This is a genomic window from Apilactobacillus micheneri, assembly GCF_006493595.1.
Lineage (GTDB): Bacteria > Bacillota > Bacilli > Lactobacillales > Lactobacillaceae > Apilactobacillus > Apilactobacillus micheneri.
The window spans coordinates 1-6,216 of record NZ_QUBI01000013.1 but is presented as its reverse complement, the minus strand read 5'-3'; the positions used below and the strand labels follow the sequence as shown (position 1 = coordinate 6,216).

The 6,216-nt window shown below is 29.3% G+C and carries 6 protein-coding genes; 2 read left to right on the top strand and 4 right to left on the bottom strand.

The features are described 5' to 3' along the window. Positions 1 to 492 precede the first annotated feature (492 nt). Positions 493 to 1,446 carry a protein rep gene (locus DY123_RS07530; protein ID WP_140936549.1) on the bottom strand — a complete coding sequence of 318 codons (954 nt, stop codon included), beginning with the start codon at positions 1,444 to 1,446 and terminating at the stop codon, positions 493 to 495. A gap of 382 nt (positions 1,447 to 1,828) precedes the next feature. On the opposite strand from DY123_RS07530, the gene DY123_RS07525 reads away from it, so the two are divergent. Both DY123_RS07525 and DY123_RS07520 read left to right on the top strand, forming a co-directional pair. After that, complete coding sequence (locus DY123_RS07525) at positions 1,829 to 2,854, top strand: DNA adenine methylase (protein WP_225427248.1); 1,026 nt, start codon at positions 1,829 to 1,831, stop codon at positions 2,852 to 2,854. A gap of 46 nt (positions 2,855 to 2,900) precedes the next feature. Then, on the top strand, positions 2,901 to 3,515 hold the full coding sequence (locus tag DY123_RS07520) for a hypothetical protein (protein ID WP_140936548.1): 615 nt from the start codon (positions 2,901 to 2,903) through the stop codon (positions 3,513 to 3,515). 52 nt (positions 3,516 to 3,567) lie between these two features. Here DY123_RS07520 and DY123_RS07515 read toward each other — a convergent pair whose 3' ends face one another. The 3 genes from DY123_RS07515 to DY123_RS07505 form a co-directional block, all read right to left on the bottom strand. Further along, positions 3,568 to 3,798: a hypothetical protein gene (locus tag DY123_RS07515; protein ID WP_140936547.1), complete on the bottom strand. Its 231-nt coding sequence runs from the start codon at positions 3,796 to 3,798 to the stop codon at positions 3,568 to 3,570. A 17-nt stretch (positions 3,799 to 3,815) separates the two neighbouring features. Continuing rightward, complete coding sequence (locus DY123_RS07510) at positions 3,816 to 4,556, bottom strand: tyrosine-type recombinase/integrase (protein WP_140936546.1); 741 nt, start codon at positions 4,554 to 4,556, stop codon at positions 3,816 to 3,818. 173 nt (positions 4,557 to 4,729) lie between these two features. Further along, positions 4,730 to 5,413 (bottom strand): hypothetical protein, encoded by a 684-nt coding sequence (locus DY123_RS07505; RefSeq protein ID WP_140936545.1) that lies wholly within the window; start codon positions 5,411 to 5,413, stop codon positions 4,730 to 4,732. Positions 5,414 to 6,216 lie beyond the last annotated feature (803 nt).

The window sequence follows — 6,216 nt, the reverse complement described above, 5'->3', positions numbered from 1 at the left end:
TTTGTTGCTTAGTTTGGTGCTTTTTTAGTTGTATATAGTACTCTTCATCTTGCTTGTTTAGTCGTGTTTCTTCTGTTTTGTCGTTTAATTATGTATTAGTTTTTTTGGTTACTAATAACCAGTTACTTGTTGCTTACTTTTCTCGCTTATATTTAGTTTTCAAAGGTCAAATATTGCATTACAAAATCAGCATATTAACGTTAATATTAAAGTTTTGGTATTTTTATTAATTTATCAATATTACTTTATTAATGCTTTAATATTTTCTACCAATTTATTAATATTTTTTTGTTTAATATACTTAACTTATTGTTTAATTTTAGTTTTTAATTGCCTGCTTAGACGCTTACGAACGAAGTGAGTAGCATCTAAACTAGCAAAATTGGTTACCACCTTTTATAGTGAGTAAGCGTTGATATATAAGCGATTTGAGTTGTTTTCGCAAGACTATTGCCTTGCTCCATAACTGCAAATATATTAAATACCGTTCAATCATTCTTTTAAATAATAATCAGTTTTGCCATTAGTTTTCTTGTACATATACGTTTCAATCGTCGCACTATCATAGTCGAAGTTATCATTCATTCCATACGTCTGATATTTTCCAGTAGATACTTTATTTTTCCTTTTAAAACTACTATTAATTAGATTATCAGTTTCTTTTAGCAAGCCAGTATATACTATTAAATGCTTTCGATAAGTTCCATTATCAATGTCTATTAATCTGCTTATATCATTTAATTGCCAATCTCCAAAAACGTATGATTTCGATATATAGTTACATGTTTTTTTCAATTGTTCATATGAACCTTTTCGTTCTACATGCAACTCAGGCGTATATCCTTTATTGACTGCCCTAGTCCAAAGTTTCGACCATTGAGCATGGTTTAGGCTGTTCTTTCCATGAAAAAAGCTAGGACTAACTGCCATTAAAACGTGTATATGGACGTTACACTTGTTGTCATTACCAACTTTACACTCAACTTTTTTAACTGTTCCTTTTAGATATGGCTTGATTGCTTTGTAACCTTGCATCTTTCGCCAAGCGTAATTAAGTTCTTCTATTGCATTGCTAATTCTATCGTATTTAACATTCTTAATCGTGAATGTTCCAATCATGAATTTATGTAAATTTTTTAAGTATTTGACTACGTGATATAATCTCGCACTTTCATGATTATACTTTCTTATGTTGCAAATCTGGCACAATTTGTCATGGCAGAATTTAGCATTATGTAGGCGTTTATTGCCTTTCCTATCAATTAGGTATTGTAGGTGGCTACCACAATTTTCAAGTTCTTCAGCACGTCTCTTTTGTTTAAAATGATATACTTCGCTTCCATCACTAACAGTTCTTGCTTTTTGAGCTATTAAAGAATTAACTAATTTTGCATTAGTCCAGTTCTTATCATCTCCTTTCGAGTTGAAATCTTGTAATTTTTTCATTTATTTTCACTTCCCTTTTAGTCTTTTAATCTTGACTAAAAAGCAATTAGTGAGTATTATATATACATGAAGCGAAGCCTTTTTAAAGGTTTCAATGTTAGAAAAATAGAGTTATATAATACTCATCGAGTTAAGTCATTCGTAGCACGCCAATGCTATAATCGAATGGCTTTTTTGCTTTCAATAAGTCATTAATTAGTATTTAATATTAACATTATATACATTTTTTAGCAACACCAAAATTGTCTATAAACATTGTCATATCAGCAAAAATGTAATTAGTTATTGATAAAATATAACAATATTGTTGATAAACTCTATATACGCTTTTTGTGTTTTTTGATATAATCATGTTATAAAACACAAAAAGCGGGTATTAATTATGAATAGTAAATTAAATGAATTAACAAAAATGCAAGGCATGAATTTAAAATCTTTGTCCTTTTCAGCTTCGGTGCCTTACAGTACAGTTTTATATTTGTCTAAAAATAGCATTAGTAAGTGGAATAGCAGTCAAATCAAAAGCATTTCACAAGCTTTAAGCATAAGCCAAAGTCATTTTATAGAACAGATACAGAAACCTGTTTTGTCTCCTTTCATAAAATGGGTAGGTGGAAAAAGGCAACTTCTACCAGAGCTTTTAAAGCATGTCCCAAATAGTTTTAATAATTATTACGAACCTTTCGTTGGAGGTGGTGCATTGTTATTAAAATTAGAACCCAGCAAAGCTTATATAAATGATTTTAACGAAGAATTATCTAATACTTGGACTGTGGTTAAAAACAATTTAGATGACTTAGTAGTTTCTTTAAAGCAGCATGAAAAATTAGATTCCAAAGAGCATTATTTAGACGTCCGCTCGGTAGACCGTGACGGCAGAATTTTAAATATGAGTAACATTGAAAGAGCATCTAGATTCATATATTTAAACAAAGCTGGATATAATGGATTATGGAGAGTTAACCAAAAAGGACAAAACAACGTTCCTTTTGGGGGGCATAAAAAATTAAATTTGGCACCAAATTGTATATATTCAGATTCAAATTATTTAAATTCAAAAGAAATAAAGATAACAAGTGGAGATTACAAAGAATGTTTAAAAACTGTCAATAAAAACGATTTTGTATATTTAGACCCTCCATACATCCCTGTAAATCCAACTTCTAGTTTCACTAGCTATACTAAAAACGGTTTCGGATTAATACAGCAAAAAGAGTTAGCTGAGCAAGCTAAAGCTTTAGCTTATAAAGGTGCTAAAGTCATGTTATCCAATGCTGACGTTCCTTTAATTCAGGAATTATATAAAGATAAAATATTTAAAGTACACCACGTAGAAGCAAATAGAGTTTTAAATTCTAACGCTAGAAAGCGTGGAAAAGTCGGAGAAGTAATAATAACAACATATTAACATTGCCTCCTCATCGTTTATAATATGCGATAAGGAGGTGATATATATGAAAAAAGGCGGCATTGGTGGTGCTAATACAAATGCTAACGGCTTAAAGTTTGAAGATAAAACCGATTTAGCTAGTAGTATTAACGCCAACCTATCTTCAGAGTATGAATTAAAAAAGCACGCATTTAAGAACCCCAATAGGTTAGTTATTAAAAACTCTAAATCACCAGCATTTGACGTTATTAGATTAAAAGATAATCAACGTATAGGTGTTATAACTAATCAAAATCAATTCTATAACGTATTATATGACCATTACGGATTAAGGAATGCTAATCATAAAAATTGGAAACCAGATGAAGTGTTTTTTAATTTCGAAACTAATACAGTGTATATAGTCGAAAAGAAGTGGCAAAGTGGTGCAGGTTCAGTTGATGAAAAAATATTTGGCTTTGTTAATAAAAGAAGACTTTACCAAAACAATTTTAATCAGTTAAATGATGAACCTAAACCTACTGTAGAGTTTAGTGCTCTATTCAATTCTGACTGGTGGCTCAAGGGTGGAGCTAAAGGTGAAAACGGAAAACATTATCAAGATTATTTTGATAACCTAAGAATCGATGGAATTAAAATATTCTTCGATAAATATGAATATTGGTGGTTTGGTTTATAAATAAAAAGGTCTGTCTATAAGGCAGGCTTTTTTATACATTTTTATTAATAAGTTATTTTTTATCTTTTCCATTTCTCTTTTCTTCCATTTTTTCAATAGCCTTACATATTGCCATCACAGCAACACTTATTCCTATCACTATCCATAATATAGTTTTAATTGTAAATACAAAGCTAGGTATTGTCAGAAGCCATATGAACACGCCTATGGTTATCAAGACTGATATTAAACCGCTAAACGAGTTCAATATTCTAAAGGTTAATAACAGTTCTAAAATTTTCATAAATTACTCCAAACTTTTTAAATCTCAATATCGAACGCATCAATATCATTAATTGCTTTGTCTAATGTTTCTTTATCAAGTCCTAAATAACGCAATGTACTAGCTTGAGAGCTATGGTTAAGTACTTTCATAGCTAAACTAATGTTGTTGTTAGGTTTAACATTTTTATCTTTTAGCACATCGTCAAAATTCCCACGATACAACAGATAAGCACCCGTTTTTCTCATTGTGTGAGTTCCAATATGTTCTAGATTTACATCTTTAGCACTAGCCTTTATTGCCTTATAGAAAGCTTTTTCATCAACGTGTTTAAATGGGTATCTATTGCTTGTAAATAGCCAATCAGTAGCATATTTGTTAATCTCACGTTTATTTTTACCTGTACCAATCTCAATAGTTTCATCACTTGATAAGCATTTAGTAGCTTTATCTGGATATGTTTTGTTTAATCTTGGTTTTAATACTTCATCTCGGTACTTTTCAGCATCCTTCTTAAAATGAGCTGTACTCATATCCTTTTTCTTACCTGTTTTAATTTCTTTAATCGTTAATCTAGGTTTTACGTTTAAATCAGCATCATATAGGTCATGAACTCTCATGCTTACAATATCGCTAATTCTTAACACACAACACATACCCACTCTAAACATAAAGTAATTTCTTAGGTTAGTTTTAGCATCTTTCGTTCTTTGTAATAAATCTCTAGTTAATAGTATGTAATCAGTCTTATTTTTAATTGGATTTACGGTTTCACTCATGTTTTAACGTCCTTTTTATATTATATTTGAGTTCCCTTTTCTTACGTTTCTTTCTTTTTGGTAACTCTATATTTATATAATACTATCTAAAGTGGTTACTTGTCAAGCGTATCAGTTAATCTCGTAATCGGGTTCCTTGTTTCTTCTTTTGGTAACTCATTTATTTTATTAAATTACATATTTTCTATTTTTTGAGCTGTTTTTTTAAAATCTTCAACGAAATTCACATCTCCACTTTTAGTAACTTTATAAGCTTTAATTCCTTTTGGAAAATTATTAATCAAATAATCATTTATCGTTTTCAATTCCTTTTTAATCTTCATTTTATAATCTGCATCTTTAAATTTTCTATTTAAGATATCCATATTTCCGTTAGAAACGCTTGCAAATACACTCATAAAATTTTCAAGGTCCATATCATAATCTCCATATTTAACTATGATGTCCTCAATTATGGACAGTTCATTATTAAGTAGAATTTCTTCAGCATTAGATGCTATTAAAGAAAATTGTTCAGCGTGTGTTATAAGTAGCATTGCAACATTTTCTTTTCTAAAAGAATTGAATTCATCTATTTGTTTTTGTAACTTATCAATATTTTCTTTTGATTTGTCATTATTACTTTTTGTTTCATCAATATTTCTTTTAATTTTATCTATTTTGAATTCTTCATATATGTTCCTCTTCATTTTTTCAATACCTTTATCGGAAAACTTAAGTTGTTGCCAAACATACGCAAAGGCAATCCCTAAGACTACAGCAACCATCGTTCCTATAATGCTCATGTAAATTGTGTTTTGTCTGGATATTTCTTCATATAACTTATCTATCAATTCTGGATTGGTCATCACTTTCATTTTTTAAATCTCCTTAATATTTTTAATTAGTTTTAATATTTAAACATTTACGCCAATTATTGCAAAATCTGCGGTAATTCTTATAAAATCTGAATTAGCATCCCTTATAAACGTTGATATAACAGGCTTTACGAACTCTTAAAATAAAACGTTTCTTTTATTTAGCTTTATAGTAGGTTTTAGGATACTTTCATTTTTACATTGTTCTTTTACCTTGCCTTGCACTTCGTTTGGCAATAGGTAAAATGAACCAAAATGGGAATTATCTAGTAGTAATTGTACTGATGCTATTTTGAGATATTAGTTATCGGGCGGGGGAGTGTTATTTTTTCCACTCAAAAAGTTCAATCTGGATACTGTTCAAATAAAGGTACGTGTACTATTCGTGATTGAATAGCTTTTTTCTCTCATTTGTTTGGGGGATATATAGTATCCCTTACAATTAAAATTATGTAGCGTTTTAGACACTTAAATATGTTTGCTATCCATTCATTCAATAGCAAGTTTGTTGCTTAGTTTGGTGCTTTTTTAGTTGTATATAGTACTCTTCATCTTGCTTGTTTAGTCGTGTTTCTTCTGTTTTGTCGTTTAATTATGTATTAGTTTTTTTGGTTACTAATAACCAGTTACTTGTTGCTTACTTTTCTCGCTTATATTTAGTTTTCAAAGGTCAAATATTGCATTACAAAATCAGCATATTAACGTTAATATTAAAGTTTTGGTATTTTTATTAATTTATCAATATTACTTTATTAATGCTTTAATATTTTCTACCAATTTATTAATATTTTTTTGTTTAATAT

Coding starts and splice junctions, on each gene's coding strand:
- DY123_RS07530 (WP_140936549.1), bottom strand. CDS start 1,446: ATGAAAAAATTACAAGATTTCAACTCGAAAGGAGATGATAAGAACTGG.
- DY123_RS07525 (WP_225427248.1), top strand. CDS start 1,829: ATGAATAGTAAATTAAATGAATTAACAAAAATGCAAGGCATGAATTTA.
- DY123_RS07520 (WP_140936548.1), top strand. CDS start 2,901: ATGAAAAAAGGCGGCATTGGTGGTGCTAATACAAATGCTAACGGCTTA.
- DY123_RS07515 (WP_140936547.1), bottom strand. CDS start 3,798: ATGAAAATTTTAGAACTGTTATTAACCTTTAGAATATTGAACTCGTTT.
- DY123_RS07510 (WP_140936546.1), bottom strand. CDS start 4,556: ATGAGTGAAACCGTAAATCCAATTAAAAATAAGACTGATTACATACTA.
- DY123_RS07505 (WP_140936545.1), bottom strand. CDS start 5,413: ATGAAAGTGATGACCAATCCAGAATTGATAGATAAGTTATATGAAGAA.